Origin of the sequence: Streptomyces sp. NRRL S-646, assembly GCF_000720765.1 — a bacterium.
GTDB lineage: Bacteria > Actinomycetota > Actinomycetes > Streptomycetales > Streptomycetaceae > Streptomyces.
Genome location: NZ_JODC01000007.1, coordinates 913,697 through 935,997, shown reverse-complemented (window position 1 = coordinate 935,997; position 22,301 = coordinate 913,697). Strand labels below are relative to the sequence as shown.

General features: G+C 71.7%; 21 protein-coding genes and 1 pseudogene. 18 read left to right on the top strand and 4 right to left on the bottom strand.

Going from position 1 to position 22,301, the window contains the following annotated elements; all coding sequences use genetic code 11:
- Positions 1–80 precede the first annotated feature (80 nt).
- From IH68_RS0119715 to IH68_RS0119670, 10 genes are all read left to right on the top strand, one after another.
- The gene (locus IH68_RS0119715; RefSeq protein ID WP_030936913.1) at positions 81–806 is read left to right on the top strand and encodes a class I SAM-dependent methyltransferase; all 726 of its coding nucleotides are present in this window, start codon (positions 81–83) and stop codon (positions 804–806) included.
- A 121-nt stretch (positions 807–927) separates the two neighbouring features.
- Positions 928–1,863, top strand: coding sequence for an SMP-30/gluconolactonase/LRE family protein (locus IH68_RS0119710; RefSeq protein WP_030936912.1), 936 nt, complete (start codon positions 928–930; stop codon positions 1,861–1,863).
- A 122-nt stretch (positions 1,864–1,985) separates the two neighbouring features.
- Positions 1,986–2,819, top strand: coding sequence for a M55 family metallopeptidase (locus tag IH68_RS0119705; protein WP_030936910.1), 834 nt, complete (start codon positions 1,986–1,988; stop codon positions 2,817–2,819).
- Positions 2,812–4,116, top strand: coding sequence for a M20/M25/M40 family metallo-hydrolase (locus IH68_RS0119700; RefSeq protein ID WP_030936908.1), 1,305 nt, complete (start codon positions 2,812–2,814; stop codon positions 4,114–4,116). The genes IH68_RS0119705 and IH68_RS0119700 overlap by 8 nt, the downstream gene beginning before the upstream one ends.
- A gap of 17 nt (positions 4,117–4,133) precedes the next feature.
- Positions 4,134–6,086 (top strand): prolyl oligopeptidase family serine peptidase, encoded by a 1,953-nt coding sequence (locus IH68_RS0119695; protein WP_030936905.1) that lies wholly within the window; start codon positions 4,134–4,136, stop codon positions 6,084–6,086.
- Entirely contained in the window at positions 6,083–7,006 is a 924-nt protein-coding gene (locus IH68_RS0119690; protein ID WP_030936903.1) for a S66 peptidase family protein, read from the top strand. The genes IH68_RS0119695 and IH68_RS0119690 overlap by 4 nt, the downstream gene beginning before the upstream one ends.
- 144 nt (positions 7,007–7,150) lie before the next feature.
- The gene (locus tag IH68_RS0119685; protein ID WP_030936901.1) at positions 7,151–8,914 is read left to right on the top strand and encodes a CocE/NonD family hydrolase; all 1,764 of its coding nucleotides are present in this window, start codon (positions 7,151–7,153) and stop codon (positions 8,912–8,914) included.
- A 59-nt stretch (positions 8,915–8,973) separates the two neighbouring features.
- Positions 8,974–9,219 (top strand): hypothetical protein, encoded by a 246-nt coding sequence (locus IH68_RS0119680; RefSeq protein ID WP_030936897.1) that lies wholly within the window; start codon positions 8,974–8,976, stop codon positions 9,217–9,219.
- Between the two features lie 19 nt (positions 9,220–9,238).
- Positions 9,239–9,817, top strand: a complete 579-nt coding sequence (locus tag IH68_RS0119675) for a GNAT family N-acetyltransferase (RefSeq protein WP_030936895.1) — start codon at positions 9,239–9,241, stop codon at positions 9,815–9,817.
- Positions 9,818–10,003: 186 nt separating this feature from the next.
- The gene (locus IH68_RS0119670) at positions 10,004–11,932 is read left to right on the top strand and encodes a DUF5107 domain-containing protein (RefSeq protein WP_030936893.1); all 1,929 of its coding nucleotides are present in this window, start codon (positions 10,004–10,006) and stop codon (positions 11,930–11,932) included.
- Between the two features lie 4 nt (positions 11,933–11,936).
- On the opposite strand, the gene IH68_RS0119665 is transcribed toward IH68_RS0119670, so the two are convergent.
- A complete protein-coding gene (locus tag IH68_RS0119665) occupies positions 11,937–12,284 on the bottom strand; it encodes a VOC family protein (RefSeq protein WP_030936891.1) in 348 nt (115 codons plus the stop codon).
- 89 nt (positions 12,285–12,373) lie between these two features.
- Positions 12,374–12,922 carry a hemerythrin domain-containing protein gene (locus IH68_RS0119660; RefSeq protein WP_030936889.1) on the bottom strand — a complete coding sequence of 183 codons (549 nt, stop codon included), beginning with the start codon at positions 12,920–12,922 and terminating at the stop codon, positions 12,374–12,376.
- Positions 12,923–13,061: 139 nt separating this feature from the next.
- On the opposite strand from IH68_RS0119660, the gene IH68_RS0119655 reads away from it, so the two are divergent.
- Positions 13,062–13,604, top strand: coding sequence for a phage holin family protein (locus IH68_RS0119655; protein WP_030936887.1), 543 nt, complete (start codon positions 13,062–13,064; stop codon positions 13,602–13,604).
- 12 nt (positions 13,605–13,616) lie between these two features.
- Positions 13,617–14,648: an SDR family oxidoreductase gene (locus IH68_RS0119650; RefSeq protein ID WP_030936885.1), complete on the top strand. Its 1,032-nt coding sequence runs from the start codon at positions 13,617–13,619 to the stop codon at positions 14,646–14,648.
- 16 nt (positions 14,649–14,664) lie between these two features.
- Here the strand turns inward: IH68_RS0119650 and IH68_RS0119645 are convergent, their stop codons facing one another.
- Together IH68_RS0119645 and IH68_RS53215 are read right to left on the bottom strand one after the other, a co-directional pair.
- On the bottom strand, positions 14,665–15,756 hold the full coding sequence (locus IH68_RS0119645) for an enolase C-terminal domain-like protein (protein ID WP_030936883.1): 1,092 nt from the start codon (positions 15,754–15,756) through the stop codon (positions 14,665–14,667).
- A 92-nt stretch (positions 15,757–15,848) separates the two neighbouring features.
- Positions 15,849–16,121 (bottom strand): annotated as a pseudogene (locus tag IH68_RS53215) (LLM class flavin-dependent oxidoreductase); the annotation flags it as partial.
- Positions 16,122–16,271: 150 nt separating this feature from the next.
- On the opposite strand from IH68_RS53215, the gene IH68_RS0119630 reads away from it, so the two are divergent.
- Genes IH68_RS0119630 through IH68_RS0119605 form a run of 6 tightly spaced genes read left to right on the top strand, consistent with a single transcriptional unit; the run spans position 16,272 to position 22,300 of the window.
- A complete protein-coding gene (locus tag IH68_RS0119630) occupies positions 16,272–17,822 on the top strand; it encodes an NAD(P)/FAD-dependent oxidoreductase (protein WP_030936881.1) in 1,551 nt (516 codons plus the stop codon).
- Positions 17,819–19,675 carry a transketolase gene (locus tag IH68_RS0119625; RefSeq protein WP_030936879.1) on the top strand — a complete coding sequence of 619 codons (1,857 nt, stop codon included), beginning with the start codon at positions 17,819–17,821 and terminating at the stop codon, positions 19,673–19,675. Before IH68_RS0119630 ends, IH68_RS0119625 begins: the two co-directional genes overlap by 4 nt.
- Entirely contained in the window at positions 19,672–20,619 is a 948-nt protein-coding gene (gene ligD, locus IH68_RS0119620) for a non-homologous end-joining DNA ligase (RefSeq protein ID WP_030936877.1), read from the top strand. Before IH68_RS0119625 ends, ligD begins: the two co-directional genes overlap by 4 nt.
- Positions 20,620–20,664: 45 nt before the next feature.
- Positions 20,665–21,030, top strand: a complete 366-nt coding sequence (locus tag IH68_RS0119615) for a gas vesicle protein (RefSeq protein ID WP_078912511.1) — start codon at positions 20,665–20,667, stop codon at positions 21,028–21,030.
- Positions 21,031–21,089: 59 nt separating this feature from the next.
- Entirely contained in the window at positions 21,090–21,533 is a 444-nt protein-coding gene (locus IH68_RS0119610; protein ID WP_030936873.1) for a gas vesicle structural protein GvpA, read from the top strand.
- Positions 21,530–22,300, top strand: coding sequence for a GvpL/GvpF family gas vesicle protein (locus IH68_RS0119605; RefSeq protein ID WP_030936871.1), 771 nt, complete (start codon positions 21,530–21,532; stop codon positions 22,298–22,300). The genes IH68_RS0119610 and IH68_RS0119605 overlap by 4 nt, the downstream gene beginning before the upstream one ends.
- Position 22,301 lies beyond the last annotated feature (1 nt).

The following is a 22,301-nucleotide window of genomic DNA, read 5'->3' as shown; positions in this document are numbered from 1 at the left end:
GTAGCCGTGACCAGGGCGCGATAGACCGTACTCGCCCGTCACTTGAATCGGGCCAGTACGTCGCACCCTGGGGAGTGGGCATGAGCGTGACGAGTCGGTACCGGGAGGCCTGGGAGGGCTTCTGGCGTGCGGCACCGGAGGAACAGGGGGCCGTGTTCTGGGACGCGGATCCGACCCTGACCGTCGGCATACACCTGGGCCTGTTCGAGCCGCACCTCGCCGACCCCGGTCTGGTGATGGTGGACCTCGGCTGCGGCAACGGCACCCAGACCCGCTTCCTTGCCGACCGATTCAGGCGCGTGGTCGGCGCGGATCTGTCCCCCGCGGCTGTCGACCACGCACAGCACGCCGACCCTGCCGGGCAGGCGACGTACCGCGTGCTGGACGCAGTCGAGAAGAGTGAGACGGAGACGCTGCACGCCGAGATCGGCGACGCCAACGTCTATATGCGCGGCGTCCTGCACCAGGCCGAACCGGAGGACCGGCAGCCCATGGTGGACGGGATCGCCGCGCTCGTCGGCGAGCGCGGCCGGGTCTTCCTCGTCGAACTCTCCGAGGCCGCCAAGCCCGTGCTGCTGGGCCTGGCACAGAGCCCCACCGGACCGCCGGCCAAGCTCGCACCGATCTTCCAGCACGGCATCGCCCCGGGTGAAGTGGCCGACGACGCCGTGTCCGGGTATCTGCGCACGGCCGGCCTCACCGTCCTGGCCGGGGGCGAACTCCCTCTGACCACCACGGAGTTCGGCCCCGACGGTGACCGGATCGTGCTGCCGTCCAAGTGGCTGGTGGCGGGGCGCATGGTGTGACAGGGGCGGCGGTCGGGGTTCAGGGAACCCTCAGAGGCGCCGGATCGTTGTCAACTCGTCGCAGTATCAGCGTAGTTGGTGCAGCAGTTGTCGACGAGACCGATGCCATGGAGGCCCGCCCATGACCCCGACTCCTCCCCGCCCGGCCCGCCGCACCGTGCTCGGCGGTGCGGCGCTGGCCGCCCTCGCAGTGACGGCCGGTACTGCGAACGCGACCTCGAATGCCACCTGGCCCACCGAGTTCCCGCTTCCCGACGGCTGGCGCCCCGAGGGCATCACCATCGGCAGCAAGCCGTACGCGTACATCGGCTCGCTCGCCAACGGCGCCATCCACCGCACCGATCTGCGCACGGGCGAGGGTGAAGTGCTCTACGCGGGCGCGACGGGGCAGGCGGCCGTCGGGCTGAAGCTGGACCGCGATGGCCTGCTGTATGTCGCGGACAGTGCTGGAGCCGCCCGCGTCCATGACTCACGCACCGGCGAACTCGTGACCAGATTCCAGCTGACCGGCGCCACCGGTCACTTCATCAACGACGTCACCCTGCTCGGCGACCGCGCCTGGTTCACCGACTCGCTCGACGCCGTCCTGTACGGGGTGCCGCGCGGCCGCGACGGCCAGGTGCGTGCGCTGCCGCTGACCGGCGACTGGGTGCAGACGCCCGACGTCAACAACGCCAACGGCATCGTCTCCACCCCCGACGGCCGCGGTCTGATCGTCGTCAGCAGCACGCCCGGCAAGCTGTACAACATCAGCCTCAAGTCGGGATCGGCCAGGGAGATAACCCTGGCCGGCACGGATGACGTCGCGGGCGGCGACGGCCTGTGGCGCATCGGCCGCACCCTCTACGTGGTACAGAACCGCCTGAACCTGATCAGCGTGTTCGAGCTCGACGCCAAGGTCACCGCGGCCACCCTGCGCCGTACGATCACCGACCCGCGCTTCGACGTCCCCACGACCGCCGCCCGGTACGGCGACCGCCTGTACCTCGTCAACGCGCGCTTCACCAGTCCGCAGACGCCGCAGACGACGTTCACCGCGGTCGCTGTATCGCTCTGAAGGCCTCGTCGAGCAGGTCGACCAGGTTGCGGCACTGGGCGGCGCTCCTTGAGCTGTTCCGCCGAACGCTCTGACCTCTGCTTCCTGGCCCGCTTCCCCCGCGGCGCGTAACGTGACGCACCATGAAGATCCTGATCAGCGCCGACATGGAGGGCGCCACGGGGGTGACCTGGCCGGCCGACGTGCTGCCGGGGACACCGCAGTGGGAGCGGTGCCGCTCGATGTTCACCTCGGACGTCAACGCCGCCGTGCTGGGGTTCTTCGACGGCGGGGCGGACGAGGTCCTCGTCAACGAGGCCCACTGGACCATGCGCAACCTGCTCCTCGAGCAGCTCGACGAGCGGACGGAGATGCTCACCGGGCGGCACAAGTCCCTCTCCATGGTCGAGGGCGTGCAGCACGGGGACGTGGACGGCATCGCCTTCGTGGGCTATCACGCCGGGGCCGGGATGGAGGGGGTGCTCGCGCACACGTACCTCGCCAACTCCGTCACCGGGGTGTGGCTGAACGACGTGCGGGCCAGCGAGGGGCTGCTCAATGCGCATGTCGTCGCCGAGTACGGGGTACCCGTCGTCCTCGTCACCGGTGACGACGTGGCCTGCGAGGACGCCCTCGGGTATGCGCCCGGGGCGCTGAAGGTCGCGGTCAAGGACCATGTGTCGCGGTACGCGGCCGTGTGTCGTACGCCGGCCAGGACGGCATCCGACATCCGGGCCGCCGCCAAGGAGGCGGCGCAGCTGGCGGTCCGCCACCGGCCCGTCCAGGCCGGGCCGTTCACCGTCGCCCTCGAATTCGACGCGGAGCATCTCGCCATGGCCGCCACCGTCGTGCCGGGTGTCGGCCGGACCGGGGAGCGGAAGGTGGCGTACACCAGCGAGACGATGTACGAGGGGATCCGTACCTTCAAGGCGGTCACCACGATCGTCTCGGCCGCCGTGGAGGAGCAGTATGGCTGACCAGCAGGCTCTGGACGAGGTCGTCCGGTTCACCTCCGACCTCATCCGTATCGACACCACCAACCACGGCGGCGGCGACTGCCGGGAGCGGCCCGCCGCCGAGTACGCCGCCGAGCAGCTGGCGGGGGCCGGACTCGAACCCACTCTCCTGGAGCGCACCAAGGGACGTACGAACGTCGTCGCGCGCCTCGAGGGGACCGACCCGGCCGCCGACGCGCTGCTCCTCCACGGTCATCTGGACGTCGTACCCGCCCGGGCCGAGGACTGGACCGTGCACCCCTTCTCCGGGGAGATCCGCGACGGGGTGGTGTGGGGGCGCGGCGCCGTCGACATGAAGAACATGGACGCCATGATCCTGGCCGTGCTGCGGAGCTGGGCACGGCAGGGCGTGCGGCCCCGGCGTGACATCGTGGTCGCGTTCACCGCCGACGAGGAGGACAGCGCCCGGGACGGTTCCGGGTTCCTCGCCGATCAGCACCCGGGGCTGTTCGAGGGGTGCACCGAGGGCGTCAGCGAGTCGGGGGCGTTCACCTTCCACGACGGCAGCGGGCGGCAGATCTACCCGATCGCGGCCGGTGAGCGCGGCACGGGCTGGCTGAAGCTCACCGCGCGCGGGCGTGCCGGGCACGGCTCCAAGGTGAACAGGGAGAACGCGGTCACCCGTCTCGCCGCCGCGATCACCCGCATCGGAGAGCACGAGTGGCCGCTGCGGCCGACTCCGACCGTGTGGGCCGCGCTGGCCGAGCTGGCCGCGCTCTACGGCTTCGACGTCGACCCGGACGACATCGACGGGCTGCTCGAAAAGCTCGGCCCGGCGGCAAGTCTCGTCGAGGCGACCGTACGCAACAGCGCCAACCCGACCATGCTTCAGGCCGGTTACAAGCTCAACGTGATCCCGGGGGAGGCGGTCGCGTATGTCGACGGGCGGTATCTGTACGGCGGCGAGGACGAGTTCCGCACGACCCTTGACCAGCTCACCGGACCCGACGTGGAGTGGGAGTTCCACCACCGTGAGGTGGCCCTCCAGGCGCCGGTGGACTCGCCGACGTACGCGAAGATGCGTGCCGCCGTCGAGGAGTTCGCGCCCGAGGGGCACGTGGTGCCGTACTGCATGTCGGGTGGCACGGATGCCAAGCAGTTCTCGCGGCTCGGCATCACCGGATACGGGTTCACGCCGCTGAGGCTCCCGGAGGGCTACGACTACCAGGCCATGTTCCACGGGGTCGACGAGCGGGTCCCGGTCGAGGCGCTGCACTTCGGGGTACGGGTACTCGACCGCTTCCTGCGGACGGCCTAGGCGAGTTGGGGGAGAACGTGCAGAGACTGCCGTACGGTTCCTGGCCCTCGCCCATCGACGCGGCGCTCGCCGCCGCGCACGACGGGCGCCCCGAGTACGTGGGCTTCGTGGGCGACGAGGTGTGGTGGACCGAGCCACGGCCCGCGGAGGGCGGCCGGCGCACCCTGGTGCGGCGGCGCGCCGACGGCCGGGAGGAGCCGCTGCTGCCCACGCCGTGGAACGTCCGCAGCCGCGTCATCGAGTACGGCGGGCAGCCCTGGGCCGGGACGGTCGTGGACGGACGGCCGCTCGTGGTGTTCGTGAACTTCGCCGACCAGCGGCTCTACCGGTACGAGCCCGGAAGCGACCCGCGTCCCCTCACACCCGTGTCGCTGGTGGGCGGCGGACTGCGCTGGGTGGAGCCGCAGTTGCAGGTCCACCGCGGTGAAGTGTGGTGCGTGCTGGAGGAGTTCACCGGCGACGGGCCCACCGACGTGCGCCGTGTCCTGGCCGCGGTGCCGCTGGACGGCTCGGCGGCCCAGGACCGGGATGCCGTGCGCGAACTCACCGACGGCCGGCACCGGTTCGTCACCGGTCCCCGGCTCTCGCCCGACGGACGCAGCGCGGTCTGGCTCGCCTGGGACCATCCGCGGATGCCGTGGGACGGCACGGAACTGGTCCTGGCCGGGGTCACCGAGGACGGCACCCTGAGGGAGGCACGCACGCTCGCCGGCGGTCCGGACGAGTCGATCGCCCAGGCGGACTGGACCCCGGACGGCTCGCTCCTCTACGCGAGCGACCGCACCGGCTGGTGGAACCTCTACCGCGACGGCGTACCGCTCTGCCCGCGCGAGGAGGAGTTCGGCGGGCCGCTGTGGAAGCTCGGGCAGCGCTGGTTCGCTCCGCTGGACAGCGGACTGATCGCCGTGGTGCACGGCCGCGGCGCCACCGCGCTCGGCATCCTCGACCCCGAGACCGGCGAGGTCGTCGACGCGGCCGGCCCCTGGACCGAGTTCGCGTCCACGCTCGCAGCGCACGGCGAGCGCGTCGTCACGGTCGGGGCCAGCCCACGCAGCGCGTACGAGGTCGTGGAGCTCGACACCCGGGCCGGCCGGGCCCGCGTGATCGGCGCCGAGCACGAGGACGCGGTCGACCCCGCGTACTACCCCGAACCGCAGATCCGCACCTTCACCGGACCCGCCGGACGCGACATCCACGCACACATCTACCCGCCGCACAACCCGCGATGCGTCTCGCCCGGCGACGAGCTGCCCCCGTACGTCGTCTGGGCGCACGGCGGCCCCACCAGCCGGGCCCCGCTCGTGCTGGACCTGGAGATCGCCTACTTCACCTCCCGGGGCATCGGCGTAGCCGAGGTCAACTACGGCGGCTCGACCGGGCACGGGCGCGAGTACCGGAACCGGCTGCGCGAGCAGTGGGGCGTCGTCGACGTCGAGGACTGCGCGGCCGTCGCGCTCGCCCTCGCCGACGAGGGGACAGCCGACCGCGAGCGGCTCGCGATCCGTGGCGGCAGCGCGGGCGGCTGGACCTCGGCGGCCTCCCTCGCCGCCACCGACGTCTACGCCTGCGGCACGATCCTCTACCCCATCCTCGACCTCGCCGGCTGGGGCTCGGGGGAGACCCACGACTTCGAGTCGCAGTACCTGGAAACCCTGGTCGGGCCACTCGCCGAGGTCCCCGGCCGGTACGCGGAGCGGTCGCCCGCCGAGCACGCCGACCGCATCACCGCGCCCTTCCTGCTGCTGCAGGGCCTGGACGACGTGATCTGCCCGCCCGCCCAGTGCCAACGGTTCCTGGCGCGCATGGAGGGCAGGCGGGTGCCGCACGCGTACATCGCCTTCGAGGGGGAGGGGCACGGGTTCCGGCGCGCGGAGACCATGATCCGTGTCCTGGAGTCCGAACTCTCCCTCTACGCCCAGGTCTTCGGGCTGAATCCGCGCGGTATCCCTACTTTGGAGCTGACCAAGTGAGAGAACTCCTGCGTCCGTCCCGCCTCGCCCCCGGCGCCCGCGTGGCCGTCGTCGCGCCCAGCGGCCCGGTGCCGGAGGAGCGGGTGCAGGCCGGGCTCGACGTGTTGCGGGGGTGGGACCTCGACCCGGTGGTGGCGCCCCATGTGCTGGACCGGCACGGCGAGTTCGACTACCTGGCGGGCACGGACGCCGACCGGGCCGCCGATCTGCAGGCCGCCTGGTGCGACCCCTCGGTGGACGCGGTGCTGTGCGCGCGGGGCGGGTACGGCGTGCAGCGCATGGTCGAACTGCTCGACTGGGACGCCATGAGTGCCGCCGGTCCGAAGGTGTTCGTCGGGTTCAGCGACATCACCGCGCTGCATGAGGCGTTCGCCACCCGGCTCGGGCTGGTCTCGCTGCACGGGCCGATGGCGGCCGGCATCGACTTCATCAAGAACGCCCACGCCCAGGACCACCTCAAGGCCACGCTCTTCGCACCGGAGACGGTCCGCACGATCACCTCATCGGGCACCACCCTCGTCCCCGGGCGGGCGCGGGGCGTCACCCTCGGCGGATGTCTGTGCCTGCTCGCCGCCGAGCTGGGCACTCCGCATGCGAGGCCCGGCGCGCGCGGTGGGCTGCTGTGCTTGGAGGACGTGGGCGAGGAGACGTACCGCCTCGACCGCTACCTCACCCAACTCCTGCGCACGGGCTGGCTCGACGGCGTGCAGGGGGTACTGCTCGGGTCGTGGGAGCGGTGCGATCCGTACGAGAAGGTGCGCGCGCTGCTCGTGGACCGGCTCGGGAGCCTCGGCGTGCCCGTCGTCGAGGAGTTCGGATTCGGGCACTGCGAGGGCGCGTTGACCATCCCCTTCGGCGTGAGTGCCGAACTCGACGCCGACGCGGGCACCTTGACGCTCGATGAGCCCGCCCTGCGCTGAACCGCCTCCGCCGGGCCGTCTTCACTGAATATCCGTCAAGAACACTCGTCTGGGCGATTGACCTCGTATGACACGTGTCACACCATGACAAGCGGTGATTACTTACTGGTCGGTAAGCAGGCTGTCCTGAGTGTGGAGGTCTCAGTGTCCCGACGCGTGTTCAGATCCCGGGCTGCGCTCGCTCTCGCCCTGGGCGCGGCGCTCGCCGCACCCCAGGCCCTCACCGATCCCGTGTCCGCAGCAGGCCAATACAGCGTCACGGCACTGAAGTTCACCGTCCAGGCGGGCGGCCGCCGCTGCGCGGTCGACGCCGATCTGTACCGCCCGGCGGGCGTCGACAGCGCCCACCGCGCCCCGGCCGTCCTCGCCACGAACGGCTTCGGTGGCAGCAAGTCCGACGGCACGACCGACGCCATCGGCAAGGCGCTCGCCTCACGCGGCTATGTGTCACTGATCTACTCCGGGCTCGGCTTCGGCCGCTCGGGCTGTCTGATCTCGCTCGACGACCCCGGCATCGACGGCACCGCGGCCTCCCGGCTGATCGACTTCCTGGGCGGCAGCAGTGCCGCCGACGACGGCACCAGGGCCGACTTCGTCACCCTCGACGGCGCCGGCGACCCGCGGGTCGGCATGATCGGCGGCTCGTACGGCGGGGCCATCCAGCTGGCGACGGCCGCCGTCGACCACCGGGTGGACGCGCTGGTCCCCCTGATCACCTGGAACAGCCTCGCCTACGCGCTGGACCCGAACAACGCCGGCGGCACCGTCCCCGGCGCCTTCAAATGGCAGTGGACCAACGGGTTCTACCTCCTCGGCGAGGGCCAGGCACTGACACAGCCGAACCTCGACCCGTCCCGGATCAACTCCCTCACCTGTCTGCACTTCGTCACCCGGGCCTGCGCCACCATCCGCACACTGAACTCCGGGAGCTACCGCCCAGGGCCCACCGCCGCGATGCTCACCTACGCCCACAGCGTCTCCCCGGCCTCGTACCTGAACCGGGTCCAGGCGCCCACCCTGCTGATCCAGGGGCAGGCCGACAGCCTCTTCAACCTCAACGAGGCGACGGCGACCTACAGGACACTGAAGGCCCAAGGCACACCCGCCGCGATGATCTGGCAGTCCTGGGGGCACAGCGGCGGCATGGTGGACGGCGAACTCAACCTCACCCAGGGCAACTTGGACACCAGCTACGTCGGCAGGCGGATCCTGTCCTGGTTCGGCCACTACCTCCGGGGGCAGCACTCCGACACCGGACCGGCCCTCGCCTACTACCGCGACTGGATCACCGACCCCGGACACACCTACGCCACGGCCGACCGCCTCCCCGCCCTCAGCCGGAAGCTCTACCTCTCCGGGGACGGCAAACTCGTCGACAACAGCAAGAAGGTGGCCCTCGGCAGCCGTACGTACACCAACCGGCTGACTCCGACGAGTCATTCGGAGACCTCGCTGGCGGCGATCGGCGGGCTGCCGGACCCGGCGCCGTTCGACACCGACGGCACCTACCTCGGCTGGACCGGTGAACCGCTCACCAGCACCACCGATGTCGTCGGCGCACCCCGGGTCACGCTCAGGGTCGTCTCCCCGCAGGCCGAGAAGGCCCAGAACTCCGGCAACGCCGCCGACCGGCTCGTCCTGTTCGCCAAGCTGTACGACGTCGCGCCCGACGGCACCACGACGCTGGTGCACCGGCTGGTCGCGCCGGTCCGGGTCCCGGACGTGACCAAGAGCTTCACCGTGAGCCTGCCGGGCATCGTGCACCGGTACCAGAAGGGGCACCGGCTGCAGTTCGTGATCGCGGCGAGCGACGACGCCTACTTCGGCAACCGCGGGATCAAACCGGTGACCGTGGTCAGTGCGCCCGGGAACACCGGGGTGCTGGAGCTGCCCGTGCTCGGCGGGTGAGGCCCCTCACGGGCAGTCCTCACCGTGCGTGAGGGGGTCTTCGGGCGCATCCTGGTGGCATGAGCCCGAAGACCTCCGAGCCGGGTGCCAGGCACAGCGGCGAGAGGGGCCCAGCCGTGACGCCCGGCCGGGTCGCCGTCCTGCTGCTCGCCGTCTTCGCCCTGGTCTTCATCTTCCAGAACACCCGCCACACCAGGATCCGCCTCCTGATCCCCGAGGTCACGATGCCGCTGTCGACGGCGCTGCTCGCCGCGGCGGCCATCGGTTCGTTCTTCGGGGCGTATTTCATGAGGCGGCGACGTTAGACCGCCGTAGGGTGGCGGGATGCCGCACACCGCATCCGGTTACCTCGCCGAAGGCTCCCGCGTGGGTATACGTCACTTCACCTACGAGGACGGTGCCGAGTTCACCGCCCGTGCCCGCGAGAGCAAGGACCTGCATCACCCCTGGCTGTTCCCGCCGGACACGGCGAGCGCGTACACCGCTTACGCGGGCCGGCTGATCGAGGACCCGACCAAGGCCGGGTTCCTCGTCTGCGAGAAGGACGGCGCGCAGGGGGCCGGGGCCATCGCCGGGTACATCAACATCAACAACATCGTCGAGGGCGGCTTCCAGTGCGGCGCGCTCGGCTACGGCGCCTTCGCGCACGCCGCCGGGCGCGGGCTGATGCGGGAGGGGCTGGACCTGGTGGTGGGGTACGCGTTCGGGCCGATGCGGCTGCATCGGCTGGAGATCAACGCTCAGCCGCAGAACGCGGCGTCCATTGCGCTGGCGCGCGCGTGTGGTTTTCGGCTCGAGGGGTTCTCGCCGAAGATGATTTTTATCGACGGGGACTGGCGGGATCACGAGCGGTGGGCGATCACTGCGGAGGACGTTCCGCGCCGGGAGCCGCGAGTCGGGTAGTGCCACGACGGGTATCGGTTCGTCTGCGGGCCCGTCGTGGCTGGTCGCGCCCACGCGGCGGAGCCGCATATCGATACAGCCCCGCGCCCCTTCAGGGCGCCGCAAGCTCCCCCAGGGCAGACGTTGCCGCCTTTGCGGAATCCTGACCGGTAGGTCCCCTGGTCAGGTCGGCGGGGAGCGGCTTCCATGGTGATCGTGACGACCATCCGACGTGAGGTACTGACGCTGCCCGCCGCGGAGTTGGGGCCGGACAATCCGCTGCCCCCGTTGCGGCTGCTGCACGAGGTTCACCGCATCGAGGACCGGGACCGGGACGAACTGCCGCGGGACATCGCCCGGCAGGCCGGCTACGAGCCCCTCCGCAGCCTGCTGCCGGTGCGGGTCCGGGACGGGTACGGGCGGGCACGCGAGCCCCGTGAGTTCGACGCCCTCGTGATCGAGAACGGCCGGCTGCGCGCCACCGTACTGCCCGGTCTCGGCGGCCGTGTCGCCTCCCTCGTGTACAAGCCCACCGGTCGTGAACTCCTGTACCGCAACCCGGTGTTCCAGCCCGCGAACTTCGCCCTCAACGGCGCCTGGTACTCCGGCGGAATCGAATGGAACATCGGCGCCACCGGCCACACCACCCTCTCCTGTTCCCCACTGCACGCCGCCCGCGTCCCCGCCCCCGACGGCGGCGAGATGCTCCGGCTGTGGGAGTGGGAACGCCTGCGGGACCTGCCCTTCCAGGTCGACCTGTGGCTGCCGGAGGACTCCGACTTCCTGTACGTCGGCGTCCGCATCCGCAACCCGCACGAGCGGCCCGTGTCGACGTACTGGTGGTCCAACATCGCCGTGCCGGAGGAGCGCCGGGTGCTGGCCCCCGCGGAGGAGGCCTGGCAGTTCGGGTACGAGCGGCGCCTGCGGAAGGTGCCCGCACCGTCGTGCGCCGGGATACGGCAACTCCCTTGCGCCGCCGACTACTTCTACGACCTGCCCGATGCGCGACGGCGCTGGATCGCCGCCCTCGACGAGGACGGGCACGGTCTGGTGCAGACCTCCACCGACCTGCTGCGCGGACGCAAGCTCTTCGTCTGGGGGAAGGGACCCGGCGGGCGCCGCTGGCAGCAGTGGCTCACGGAACCCGGCACGGGCGGCTACTCGGAGATCCAGGCCGGGCTCGCCCGCACCCAGCTGGAGCATGTTCGGCTGGAAGCGCAGAGCGAGGTGTCGTGGCTGGAGGCCTACGGTCCGCTGAGCTCTCCGGAGGCGGCCGACGAAGTGGAGGCCCGCCTGGAGAGCGCACTCCCGCGCGCCGGCGTCGACGCCGCCCACGCCGCCTGGAAGCAGCACGCCGACACCGAACCCGGTGAGATCCTCGCCGTCGGCTCCGGCTGGGGTGCGCTCGAAGTGCTGCGCGCCGACTGGAAGCTGCCCGGCACCCCCTTCGACGAGGGCACGCTCGGCGAGGCCCAGGAGCCCTGGCTGCAACTGCTGCGGGCCGGTGCCTTCCCCGAGCCACGCCGGGTGCGGCCGCCCGGCGAGACACTGGTCGCCCCGCACTGGCGGGACATGCTGGAGACCGCGCCCGCGACCCCGCTCACCGAGTACCACCTCGGTGTCGCCCAGTGGCACTCCGGTGACCGGGCGCAGGCGGTGCGCAGCTGGGAGCGGGCCCTCGAACTCGCCCCGTCGCTCTGGCCGTTGCTGCGCTGCCTCGCCGTCGCCGACCAGGAGAGCGGCAACCACGAGCGGGCCGCGGACCGGTACGCCGACGCCTTCGACGACCTGTGCCACGAGCGGCGCGACGGCGGGGAACGGTGGACGGCTGCCACGGCCGCGCTGGGCCGCGAGGCGATCGAGGCCATGCTCGCCGTACGCCGCACCGCTCAGGCGCGCGGGGTCTGGGAGCGGCTGCACCCTGCCACCCGGGAGCGCGGCCGGTTCCGGCTGATCGAGGCCGGGCTGCTGCTCGCGGAGGGGCGGCGGGAGGAGGCGCTGGACGTCTTCCGCGTGGGCTTCGAAGCCGCCGATCTGCGGGAGGGAGCGGAGGCGATCGGCCGCCTGTGGTCGAGACTGACCGACGAACCGCTCCCGGCCCACTACGACTTCCGCATGCGACCCCCGGACGCGTAGGGAACTACACGTTGCGGTCCACGTACTCGTACACCATGCCGTCCGGATGCATCGCGATCAGGTTGCGGCCACCCGGCGTCGGCACCGGGCCCGCCACGATGTGCGCGCCGAGTTCGGTGAGCACCCGGTGGGTCTCCTCGACGTCCTTGACGGCGATCGTCGCGGAGATCTTGCGCAGCACCTCCAGCTCTGCCTCGGGCCCGCTCATCAGCAGGAAACAGCCGACTGCGGCCACCTGGACGCCGCCGCGTTCGAAGCGTTGGGCTCTGCCGCCCGCCAGCCGTTCGTAGAAGGGGACCGCGGTCTCCAGGTCGTCGACGCAGATGCGCAGCGTGGCTCCCAGAATGTCCATGCGCAAAGCCTAGTTGGGGCGGCCGGGCGAGGAGATCTTTTCCGATCGTTTCGGTGATCGTCCTCGGCCCGGCCGCCCCGGGGTGTGGATCAGCCCATCGCCTTGCGTACGACGTCACGCGTGCGGTCGACGACGGCCGCGACCGGGCCCACCGCCACGTTCTTCAGGGCGGTGTCGGTGCCCGGGTGCGGACGCGTGGGTGCCAGGGCCTCGGCCGCCTGCACAGCACGGGCCAGGGTTTCCAGCCTGTCGCGGTCGGCGACCCGCCTGAAGTGGGCGAACTCGTACCGCTCCTCGTTGTCGGCGTGTGCGAGCACGTCCTGGCGCAGGGCCGCGAACTGGTCCAGGAACTCGGGCGAGTCCGGATCCATGTCGTCCAGCCGGGACAGGGCCGCCTTGGCCTTCTCCTCCTCCTCGATCCGGTCCTTCACGACCAGCTCGCCGCCGTCGATGTTCTTGCGGGCGAAGGGATGGACGACCTCTTCCTCGGCGGTCTCGTGCACCGCGAGGAGCCGGACGAGATCGTGGAAGTGCCGCTTTCGGTCCGTGCCCTTGGCGTTCGCCACCTCGTCGAACAGTTCTCGGATCCGGGTGTGCTGCCCCTTGAGCAGCTCCACCACATCGGTGCGCTCGGTCATCCTGCAACTCCTGTAAAGGGGTCTGTGAGGGTTTTGGTCGTGCGAGTGGGCCGGGTACCCGGCGGCCGGGGGCTGACGCACTGCTTTCCGGCCGTGACGGACCGCGTTATCCGTACGCCCGTACGGGTACTCGGCGGCCATGGAAGGCTTGGATCATCTGGAGCACCTGGACAGGCACCTGGTCGACGAGCTGGCGCAGGTGGCGCGCGAGACCGTGCGCGACGAACTGCGCGAACAGACTCGCAAGCAGCGGCGTAGGGCCATGCTCTACGCCGTGTCCGGAGCCGTCGCCCTGTACGCGGGCGCGGCCCTCGCACTCACCCTCGGACTGGCCCTGGCGATCGGCCTGCCCGACTGGGCCGCGGCACTGATCACCGGGGCGGTCCTCGGCGTCGTCGCCTACGTCCTGCGCGGCATGGCCCGCCCCTCCACGTCCCGGCCCACGCCGGAGCGGGAGGCGGAGCAGGCCGCCGCGAGCCAGGGCGACCCCGTCGTCGGCGGCCGGGCACCCGCAGCGCCGCCGAGCGGGCTGGGGGCGCCGTATCCGCCGATGCCGCCGGTCGCGCCCGGCGGTGTGGGCGGGGCCGCCGGTGCGCCCCTCGCGGGTGAACCGGGCGGTGCGGGCACGCCGGCGCCGAGCCAGGACGACATCGACCCCGAGCAGCCGCACCACCGGGGGTGACGAGTCGTGCGCATGCGTTTGGGGGTGCCCGTGCCGGGGGGTCGCAAAGCCGTCGTCGTGACCGGGGCCAGCGGCGGCGTGGGGCGGGCCACGGCCCTGGCCTTCGCCGCCCGGGGCGACCGTGTCGCACTGCTCGCCCGCGGACGTGAAGGCCTCGCCGCGGCCGCTGACGAGGTGCAGCGTGCCGGGGGTGAGGCCCTTGTCGTCACCGTCGACATGGCCGACGCCAAGGCGGTCGACGACGCGGCCCAGCAGGTCGCCGACGCGTTCGGGCACATCGACGTATGGGTCAACAACGCCTTCTCCGGGGTGTTCGCTCCGTTCACCGGGATCACCCCGGACGAGTTCCGGCGGGTGACCGAAGTGACGTATCTGGGCTGTGTGTTCGGCACCCGGGCCGCGCTGCACCACATGCTGCCGCGCGACCGCGGCACGATCGTGCAGGTCGGCTCGGCGCTCGCCTACCGCGGGATTCCGCTGCAGTCGGCGTACTGCGGGGCCAAGCACGCGATCCAGGGGTTCAACGAGTCGCTGCGGTGCGAGCTGCTGCACACCGGCAGCGGCGTCCGCACGACGATGGTGCAGCTTCCGGCCGTCAACACCCCGCAGTTCGACTGGGTGTTGAGCCGGATGCCGGGGCGGGCCCGACCGGTGGCACCGGTGTTCCAGCCGGAGGTCGCGGCCCGCGCGATCGTGCACGCCGCCTCCCACGGTCGGCGGCGCGAGTACTGGGTCGGAAGCTCCACGGTGGCCACCCTGCTCGCCAACGCGGTGGCTCCCGGAGTGCTCGACCGCTATCTCGCACGCACCGGCTTCGACGCCCAGCAGGACGAGGGCGAGCACGGCGAGATCGGCAACCTGTGGACCCCGGCGGACGGCGCGCACGGACGGGACTTCGGGGCGCACGGGCGGTTCGACGACGAGTCCCGGCCGGACAGTGCGCAGGAATGGCTCTCCCGGAACCGTGGCCGGGTGGGGACGGCGCTCACCGTCGGCGCCGGCGTGGTGGCCGCACGGAAGCTGACCCGGCTCGCCCGCCGTTAGGCCCTGTCGTTCGGGCCTAGCCGACCCGGTATTCCTCCACCTCGTCGGTCCGCAGGGTCAGCCCGTGGCCCAGACCGGCCACCGGGCGCACCGTGCCTCCCGTCGGGTCCAGCGCCCCGTCGAAGAACATGTCCTCGATGCGTACGTGGTCGTGGAACCACTCCATGTGGCGGAGGTTGGGGAGCGAGGCGGCCGCCGCGGCGTGGGCGTGCGGGGCGCAGTGGGTGGAGACCTCCAGGCAGTGGGCCTGGGCGAGCGCGGCGGCGCGCAGGAACTCCGTGATGCCGCCGCAGCGTGTCGCGTCGATCTGCAGGCAGTCGACCGAGCCGGCCGCGATCATGCGGGCGAAGTAGGGGAGGTCGTAGCCGTACTCGCCGGCCGTCACATCGCACACCAGGGCGTCACGGACCAGGCGCAGACCCGTCAGGTCGTCCGAGGAGACCGGCTCCTCGAACCAGCCGACGCCGTGCTCGGCCAGGGCACGGCCGACGCGGACGGCCTGTTTGCGGGTGTAGCCGCCGTTCGCGTCGACGTACAACTCGGCCTCGGAACCGATGACATGGCGTGCCGCCCGCACGCGGGCCAGGTCGCGGGCGGCCGCACGGCCCCAGCTCTCCCCGATCTTGATCTTGACCCGGGGGATGTGCTGCCCGTGCACCCAGCCGTTGAGCTGCGCGGCCAGATGCGTGTCGTGGTACGTCGTGAAGCCGCCGCTGCCGTAGACCGGGACCCGCTCGCGGCACACGCCGAGCAGCCGGGCCAGGGGGAGTTCGAGGAGGCGCGCCTTGAGGTCCCACAGCGCGATGTCCACCGCGGAGATCGCGCCCGCGGCGATCCCGGGGCGGCCCGCGTTGCGGACGGAACGGCACATCGCGTCGTGCAGGGCGGGGATGTCGAGGGCGGAGCGGCCCTCGACCAGCGGGGCGAGGTGGTCGCGCAGGAAGTCGCCGACCGCCGGCGGGCCGTACGTCCAGCCCGTGCCGGTCTCGTCGCCCGTCGTCACCTCGGCGATCACCATGGTCGTGGACTCCCAGGCCAGCGTGCCGTCGGCCTCGGGAGCGTCGGTCGGCACCGTGTAGACGGAGACGACGGGGCGGTGGAGTTTCATCGCTGATCCCTCAGGACTGCTGCAGCTGTGGCAGCACCGTGCAGTGGATGCCGTGGTGGCTGACCTTCTCGCCGGTGAACAGGCGGCACATCGTTGAGGGCCTCACCGGTGCCCACGTCGAGCCGGAAGCGGCCGGTCAGCATCACCGCCGAGGTCGCCGCCGTCTCGACCGGCAGCGACGCCGCCTCCGAGAGCGCGCCGATCACCGACCACACGAAGGGGCTCTGGCCCTGGGCGTCGTTCCACGTGTAGTGGTCCGAGATCCACAGCGACTGGAATCCGGCCTGCTCCGCCGTCCTCGCCTGTTCGACGAGTTCCGCGGGACCGGACCCCTCGCACGAGAGGAAGTAGCCGTACTCGGGCATGGGGGACACCTCCGGGAGGCACTGGGCCTGGGGGCCGGTCCGCTCCGGGTACCCGGCGCCCGCAGCGGAAACCGGCGGACGTTTGGGGGTCCTGACCAGGGGGACGCGGAAGGCTCCGCACGACGTACGCGACAGCGCCGGAGGCGAACCGTGAGTCGACCCCGCATCGTGATCGTCGGTGCCGGATTCGCCGGGTACCGGACGGCCCGCACCCTGTCCCGGCTGATGCGGCACAAGGCCGACGTCACCCTGCTGAATCCGACCGACTACTTCCTGTACCTGCCCCTGCTGCCCCAGGTCGCCGCGGGGATCCTGGAACCCCGCCGGGTGTCCGTCTCCCTCTCCGGCACCCTGCCGCACGTCCGGCTGGTGCTCGGCGAGGCCGACTCCGTCGACCTCGACGGGCAGAGCGTGCACTACACCGACCCGGAGGGCGGGGGCGGCACGCTGGCGTACGACCGGCTCGTGCTCGCCGTCGGCAGCGTCAACAAGCTGCTGCCCATCCCGGGCGTGGCCGAGTACGCGCACGGCTTCCGGGGGCTGCCCGAGGCGCTGTACCTGCGCGATCACGTCACCCGGCAGGTGGAACTCGCCGCCAACGCGGACGACCCGAAGAGCTGCGCCGCGCGCTGCACCTTCGTGGTGGTCGGCGCCGGATACACCGGGACCGAGGTCGCGGCGCACGGGCAGATGTACACCGACGCGCAGGTACGCCGGCACCCCCTGCGGCACGGCATGCAGCCGCGCTGGATGCTGCTCGACATCGCGCCGCGTGTCCTGCCCGAGATGGACGAACGGCTCTCGCGCACCGCCGACCGGGTGCTGCGGCAGCGCGGCGTCGAGGTGCGCATGGGGACCTCCGTGAAGGAGGCCACGCCGGGCGGAGTGCTGCTGACCGACGGCGAGTTCGTCGACACCCGCACCCTGGTGTGGTGCGTGGGCGTACGGCCCGATCCGCTCGTCGAGTCCACCGGGCAGCCGCTGGAACGCGGCCGGCTCCTCGTCGACCCGCATCTGCAAGTGCCGGGCCGCCCCGAGGTGTTCGCGTGCGGTGACGCGGCCGCGGTGCCGGACCTGAACAACCCCGGGACGTACACGCCGATGACCGCGCAGCACGCCTGGCGGCACGGCAAGGTCGCGGCGCAGAACGTCGCCGCGTCCCTCGGGGTAGGTGAACGGCGCGCCTACCGCCACCGCGACCTGGGCTTCGTCGTCGACCTGGGCGGCACGAAGGCCGCCGCCAACCCGCTGGGCGTCCCCCTGCCCGGCCCCCTGGCCGGAGCGGTCACCCGCGGCTACCACCTCGCGGCCATGCCCGGCAACCGCGTCCGCGTCGCCGCGGACTGGCTCCTGGACTCCGTACTCCCGCGCCAGGCAGTCCAGTTGGGGCTCGTACGGTCGTGGTCGGTCCCCCTGGACACGTCATCACCGGAACTGGCCCGCGTACCGGGCCGACCGGAACCCCGGGAGACGGCCCCGGCCGGCTCGGGCCCGGGCGCCGCCACAGCGGCCGACACGGCCCACCAGGACGCCTCGCCACCGGGGCACACCACCGAGCCCGCGAAGAACCAGCCGGGCGGTGAACCCGCCAAGGCTCAGCCCGGGTCCGAGCCCGGTGAGGAGTTGGTCGGCGGTGTAGCGGCCGAACCTCCGGGGCCAGTGAAGCGACGTCCCGACATTCCCGCGGAAGGAGACTCATGAATACCGACGAACTCGTGGAGCTCGCCCAGCAGTTGCGTGTGGACAGTGTGCGCGCGGCCGACGCCGCGGGGTCCGGGCACCCGACGTCCTCGATGTCCGCCGCCGACCTGATGGCCGTACTGTTCGCGCACCACTTCCGCTACGACTTCGACCGGCCTGCCCACCCCGGCAACGACCGCTTCGTGCTCTCCAAGGGGCACGCCTCGCCCCTCCTCTACGCCGCCTACAAGGCGGCCGGTGCCATCGAGGACGGCGAGCTGCTCACCTTCCGCAAGCTGGGCAGCCGCCTCGAGGGGCATCCGACACCGCGCAGGCTGCCGTGGGTCGAGACGGCCACCGGCTCGCTCGGCCAGGGGCTGCCCGTCGGTGTCGGCATCGCGCTGGCCGGCAAGCGGCTGGACCGTAACGGGTACCGGGTGTGGGTGCTGTGCGGGGACAGCGAGCTGGCCGAGGGGTCGATCTGGGAGGCCGCCGAGCACGCGGCGTACGAGCACCTGGACAACCTCACCGCGATCGTCGACGTGAACCGGCTGGGACAGCGCGGGCCGACCCGGCACGGGCACGACCTCGACGCCTACGCCCGCCGCTTCCAGGCGTTCGGCTGGCACACCATCGAGGTGGACGGGCATGACGTCGATGCCGTCGACCGCGCGTACGGCGAGGCGCTCTCGACCACCGGGCAGCCGACCGTGATCCTCGCCCGCACCCTCAAGGGCAAGGGCGTCAGCTCCGCCCAGGACCGCGAGGGACTGCACGGCAAGCCCCTCAAGGACGCCGACGAGGCGATCGCCGAACTCGGTGGCCTCCGCGACCTGCGCGTCCACGTCCACGAGCCGACCGCCACCCGCATGCTGCACGCCGTGCGCGCCGGGCACCTCGAACTGCCCCGCTGGGAGAAGGGAACCCCCGAGAAGGGGGTCGCCACCCGCGACGCCTACGGGCAGGCCCTCACCGCCCTCGGCACCGGGCGCGGCGACATCGTGGCCCTCGACGGCGAGGTCGGCGACTCCACCCGGGCCGAGCTGTTCGCCAAGGAACACCCCGACCGGTACTTCGAGTGCTACATCGCCGAACAGCAGATGGTCGCCGCGGCGGTGGGACTCGCGTCCCGCGGCTGGGTGCCGTACGCCGCCACGTTCGCGGCCTTCCTGACCCGCGCCTACGACTTCGTGCGCATGGCGTCCGTCAGCGGCGCCGGCATCAACCTCGTCGGCTCGCACGCGGGCGTCGCCATCGGCCAGGACGGCCCGTCCCAGATGGGCCTGGAGGACCTGGCGATGATGCGCGCGGTGCACGGCTCGACCGTGCTGTACCCGTGCGACGCCAACCAGACCGCGCAGCTCGTCGCCGCGATGGCGGGCTGCGAGGGCATCCGGTATCTGCGCACCTCGCGCGGGGCGAGCGAGGTGATCTACGGGCCCGACGAGGAGTTCCCCATCGGCGGCAGCAAGGTGCTGCGCTCCTCCCCGCACGACCGGCTGACCCTCGTCGCTGCAGGGGTCACCGTGGCCGAGGCGCTGGCCGCGGCCGACGCGCTGGACCGTGACGGCATCCAGGCCCGCGTCATCGACCTCTACTCGGTCAAGCCCGTCGACCGGCGCACTCTGCGCCGTGCCGCCGAGGACACCGGGTGCCTGGTCACCGTCGAGGACCACCATGAGGAGGGCGGCCTCGGCGACGCCGTCCTGGACGCGTTCCTCGACGGGCGGCCGGTGCCGCGGCTGGTGCGCCTGGCCGTCCGTACGATGCCGGGCTCGGCCGCCGCGGACCAGCAGCTGCACGCCGCGGGCATCGACGCCGAGTCGATCGCGGCGGCCGGGAAACTGCTGGTGGAGGAGGCGGTCGTGCGGTGAGCGACGAGACCGTCCGCACCGTGCGGGCCGGGCGCCGCACCGTGGAGGTCCACCGGGCCGACAAGGTGCTCTTCCCGGGCAACGGCAGCGGCGGCGGCGACGGCCATGCGAAGGAGTACACCAAGGGCGACCTCGTCGACTACTACCGGTCCGCCGCCCCGCTCATGCTGCCCCATCTGCGCGGCCGCCCGCTGATGCTGGAACGGCATCCGGACGGCCTGGACGGCCCGCGCTTCATGCAGAAGAACACCCCGGAGAACTACCCGGAGTGGATCACCCGCATCGAGGTGCCCAAGGAGGGCGGCACCGTCTGCCACACCGTGTGCGACGACTCCGCCACCCTGCTCTACCTCGCCGACCAGGCCGGCCTCACGATGCACCGTTGGCTGTCCCGGGTCGGCCGCCTCGACCGGCCCGACCGCATGGTCTTCGACCTGGACCCGGCCGGTGACGACTTCGTGGCGGTGCGTGAGGCGGCCCTGCTGCTCGGGGAACTCCTCGACGAGCTCGAACTCCCCTCGGGACTGATGACCACCGGCTCGCGCGGACTGCACGTCGTCGTGCCGCTCACCGGCCGGCACGACTTCGACGAGGTCCGCGAGTTCGCCCGCGACGTCGCCGACACCCTCGCCGGGGCCCATCCCGACCGGCTCACCACCGCCGCCCGCAAGAAGGAGCGCGGCGACCGGCTCTATCTCGACGTGGGCCGCAACGCCTACGCGCAGACCGCGGTCGTGCCCCTCACCGTCCGCGCCCGGCCCGGCGCCCCCGTGGCCACCCCGATCACCTGGGACCAGCTGGACGACCCGGACCTGACCGCCCGACGCTGGACCATCGCCGACGCCGTCGAGCAGGCCCGCACCGATCCCTGGGCCGGAATCATGAGCCACGGCCGCGCTCTGGGACCGGCGCGGCGCAGGCTCGACGCGTTGCGTGGCTCCTGAAGGTTTGGCCAGCGCCATTGCGGCCACCCGGTCGCAGAGGTGGCCATGTCGAACACAAGAAACACGCAAGAGTCACAAAGTTCACGGAACTCCGACTCGCAGCGGAGCACAGACAAGGAAAACAGCGTGGCGGACAAGAGGCCGAGCCCCATGGAGGTGCTGCGCAATGCGTGTGCGCAGCTTGCGGAGCTCACCGGCATGGCCGTCGAGGGCGCCTCGGCCTTCGAACAGACGGAGGACGGCTGGTCGCTGGAGGTCGAGGTCCTGGAGCTCGAAAGGGTGCCCGACACGATGAGCCTGCTGGCCAGCTACCAGGTCGAGCTCGACACCGAGGGGCAGCTCACCGGCTACCGGCGCGTTCGCCGTTACGAACGCGGGCGGTCCGATCCGCGCGGGCACGGCGCCCGGTAGGTCGTCCGCTTGGAACACACATCCGTTTACCAGTTCACGGACAAGGAGGTGCGGTCGGTATGACCGTTGTCCCGGCACAGCAGACCGGCGGAGGGGGCGGCAGCAGTGGCCTTTACGACGTTCTGGAGCTCGTCCTCGACAGGGGTCTGGTCATAGATGCGTTCGTACGAGTCTCCCTGGTCGGCATCGAGATCCTGAAGATCGACGTACGTGTCGTCGTGGCCAGCGTCGACACGTATCTGCGCTTCGCCGAGGCGTGCAACCGCCTCGACCTGGAAGCGGGGCCGCGCAAGGACCCGGGTCTGCCCGACCTCGTCGGCGAGATCACCGAGTCCGGCAGCCGCGGCAAGTCCAAGGGCGCGCTCTCCGGAGCCGCCGAGACCATCTCCGACGCCTTCAAGCAGGCACGTGACGAGGGCCGCGAGAAGGAGACCGAGTCCCGGCCCCGCGCCCGCAAGACCTCGTCATCGGCGTCCTCGCGCAGGAAGGAGGAGCAGGAGTGAGCACCTACGTGTACGGCATCACCGCGAAGTCGCATCCCGCGCTCCCCAGGGACATGGGCGGCGTCGGGGACCCCCCCCTCCCGGTGCGTGTCCTCGAGACGGGTGAACTCGCGGCCGTCGTGAGCGACGCCCCCGAGGGTCTGCGGCCCAAGCGCAAGGACCTGCTCGCCCACCAGAACGTGCTCGCCGAGGCGGGCGCGGCCGGCGTCGTGCTGCCCATGCGGTTCGGCAGCGTCGCCCCGGACGACGACACGGTCACCGGCGTGCTCGCCGACCGCGCCGAGCACTACAAGGAGCGCCTGCAAGCCCTGGACGGCAAGGTCGAGTACAACGTCAAGGCCACGCACCAGGAAGAGGCTGTTCTGCATCGCGTGATGTCCGAGAACCCGGAGATCCGCGCCATGTCCGACGCCAACCGGCAGGCGGGCGGCGGCAGTTACGAGCAGCGGCTCAGGCTCGGCGAGATGGTCGTCGCCGCGGTGAAGGACCGGGAGGCCGAGGACGCATCCGAATTGCAGCGCGCCCTGGAGCCGGTCGCCGCCGATGTGAGCGCCGGCCCCGAGTCCAGCGGCTGGCTGGGCAACCTGTCCTTCCTCGTGGACCGCGACTCCGCCGAGTCGTTCCTGGCGGAGGTGGAGCAGGTCCGCAAGGGACATCCGCACATCGAGCTGCGCGTCAACGGCCCCCTGCCGCCGTACAGCTTCGTCGAGCCCGGTCCCGCCGAGCACGCGGGTAGTACCGCCGGCCCGGGAATCGCCCAGGAGTGAG

Bases quoted from the DNA above. Each gene is read 5' to 3' on its own strand.
- IH68_RS0119650 (WP_030936885.1), top strand. From the start codon at position 13,617: ATGCGTTTGGGGGTGCCCGTGCCGGGGGGTCGCAAAGCCGTCGTCGTG.
- IH68_RS0119680 (WP_030936897.1), top strand. From the start codon at position 8,974: ATGAGCCCGAAGACCTCCGAGCCGGGTGCCAGGCACAGCGGCGAGAGG.
- IH68_RS0119715 (WP_030936913.1), top strand. From the start codon at position 81: ATGAGCGTGACGAGTCGGTACCGGGAGGCCTGGGAGGGCTTCTGGCGT.
- IH68_RS0119670 (WP_030936893.1), top strand. From the start codon at position 10,004: ATGGTGATCGTGACGACCATCCGACGTGAGGTACTGACGCTGCCCGCC.
- IH68_RS0119710 (WP_030936912.1), top strand. From the start codon at position 928: ATGACCCCGACTCCTCCCCGCCCGGCCCGCCGCACCGTGCTCGGCGGT.
- IH68_RS0119675 (WP_030936895.1), top strand. From the start codon at position 9,239: ATGCCGCACACCGCATCCGGTTACCTCGCCGAAGGCTCCCGCGTGGGT.
- IH68_RS0119625 (WP_030936879.1), top strand. From the start codon at position 17,819: ATGAATACCGACGAACTCGTGGAGCTCGCCCAGCAGTTGCGTGTGGAC.
- IH68_RS0119660 (WP_030936889.1), bottom strand. From the start codon at position 12,922: ATGACCGAGCGCACCGATGTGGTGGAGCTGCTCAAGGGGCAGCACACC.
- IH68_RS0119610 (WP_030936873.1), top strand. From the start codon at position 21,090: ATGACCGTTGTCCCGGCACAGCAGACCGGCGGAGGGGGCGGCAGCAGT.
- IH68_RS0119615 (WP_078912511.1), top strand. From the start codon at position 20,665: ATGTCGAACACAAGAAACACGCAAGAGTCACAAAGTTCACGGAACTCC.
- IH68_RS0119655 (WP_030936887.1), top strand. From the start codon at position 13,062: ATGGAAGGCTTGGATCATCTGGAGCACCTGGACAGGCACCTGGTCGAC.
- IH68_RS0119645 (WP_030936883.1), bottom strand. From the start codon at position 15,756: ATGAAACTCCACCGCCCCGTCGTCTCCGTCTACACGGTGCCGACCGAC.
- IH68_RS0119705 (WP_030936910.1), top strand. From the start codon at position 1,986: ATGAAGATCCTGATCAGCGCCGACATGGAGGGCGCCACGGGGGTGACC.
- IH68_RS0119700 (WP_030936908.1), top strand. From the start codon at position 2,812: ATGGCTGACCAGCAGGCTCTGGACGAGGTCGTCCGGTTCACCTCCGAC.
- IH68_RS0119665 (WP_030936891.1), bottom strand. From the start codon at position 12,284: ATGGACATTCTGGGAGCCACGCTGCGCATCTGCGTCGACGACCTGGAG.